Source organism: Variovorax sp. P1_H12_2 (assembly GCF_056405335.1).
Genome location: NZ_JBFUCI010000713.1, coordinates 1 through 1,534 on the forward strand (window position 1 = coordinate 1; position 1,534 = coordinate 1,534).

Genomic DNA, 1,534 nt, shown 5'->3' on the forward strand with positions numbered 1-1,534 from the left:
CCTCACCCCGGACCATCTCGCCGTTCTGCGCGCAGTTGCCCGCATGGACCTCTCTCTCGGCATCGCCATCGGCCAGAGCCTGGGCCGACCGGTTGCCGAAGAATTGGCGGCACTGCGTACACAGGGCTACGTCCGGGAAGTTTCCAGCCCCCGACACGACGGGACTCCAAGCCTTCTACACACGATCACGGTCAAGGGGAGCGAGGCGCTGCAAGGGCAAGACGAGCAGCGCATATCCGCTGCGGTGCCAACGATCGGACCCAGGCCCCCCATGCACCGCGAAACGTACAACGGCAGCGAGATGCGCCCTTACACGGGACGAGCAGGATCGATGGACGCGCTGAGGTACCCGAGCCGAGTCGGCAACCAACTGCGCTATCGCGACGATGGCAGCGAACCTGCCCGCAAGGACGCGCGGCCGCCGCGCAAGACGTAACCCAAGTCCGAGCGACCGGTTGTGGCCGCTCTCTGCCTCTAAGGCCGAGCGACCTCTTCCGAGCACAGTCCGCACGCGGACAAGCCACAATCCGCCCGCATGAAAATCCCACGCCACTCTCCGTTGTCTCTGGCTCTTCTGATCGCCGTATCCGCTGTCCCCGCCCACGCCGCAAAGCAGGTCGCGCTGCGATCGCCAGCGCCGCGCGTCCTCTGCGACCGCTACGTGTGTGCCGATGGCAAAGGAATTTCGCTCGAGCTCACCCAAAAGTACCTCGGCAAAAAGGCCGCGACCAAGCTGGCCTCACAGGGGGACTTCGACCGAACCGAGTTCACCTTTGCCAACGGCGTGTTCTGCGACGTCAAAGAGCGCCTATGCCGCGCAGATCGGTACTACGGTGCCGATGGCAAACGCCGCGCGGCCGTGAACAAGAAGTACACCGAGTTGCTGTTTGGGACCTTTTGACTTGACGCAGACCCCGGTCTTGCCAATCGGCATGGCCTCGCTGCTGTCATCGAACTCGGTGAGCGCAAATTGCAAGGATGTCGCGATGCGCCTGGCGGCCGTCGCGACCGGCGACCCCCACCCCCTTCTCTGGGGCAGGGCCGCACGCACCTCGCTCGCGCGCAGCGCCCGACCGGCGCAATCCGCGCGCTGGCGCCGCGTGCGAGCGCTACATCGACGGACTACAGCCCGTCGACAATTAGGCTCTCTGTAGGAAAGTGACGAGCCGAGCTGAAGGTCGGCTGGGCTGATAGCCGCAGATGGCGCCAGAGGCGGCGTTCGACTATTCCATATATGCGATCTGACGCTAATTGATGAACCGCGCCACGATGTCCTCGAAGGACGGCAGGTCCATCTGCGTGTGGCCGCCCGGATACGCCATGACGCTCAGCTGCAGTTCTTTGTAGTTGCGCGTTGCGATCTGGGCGTACATCGCCGAGATCTCCGGTCCGCCTCCGTTGTTTGAGCCATAGCCCAGCAGCAAGGTCACTGGAATGGCTCGTGTGCTGCTGCTCGCGTACATCTGGCTTTCGAGTAGATTGATCTGGGCGCGCGCTGGTCCATTGAAAGGTGTTTCAGAAGAGAAGAAATACT

2 protein-coding genes and 1 pseudogene are annotated in these 1,534 nt (G+C 63.2%); 2 read left to right on the top strand and 1 reads right to left on the bottom strand.

Annotated features, from left to right (window positions below):
- Both AC1D2K_RS34465 and AC1D2K_RS34470 read left to right on the top strand, forming a co-directional pair.
- Window positions 1-436: pseudogene (locus AC1D2K_RS34465) on the top strand (hypothetical protein); the annotation flags it as partial.
- Between the two features lie 99 nt (window positions 437-535).
- Complete coding sequence (locus AC1D2K_RS34470; protein WP_478094902.1) at window positions 536-901, top strand: YcgJ family protein; 366 nt, start codon at window positions 536-538, stop codon at window positions 899-901.
- Between the two features lie 346 nt (window positions 902-1,247).
- On the opposite strand, the gene AC1D2K_RS34475 is transcribed toward AC1D2K_RS34470, so the two are convergent.
- Window positions 1,248-1,534, bottom strand: a 287-nt coding sequence (locus AC1D2K_RS34475) for a hypothetical protein (RefSeq protein WP_478094903.1), incomplete at its 5' end; no start/stop codon positions are given.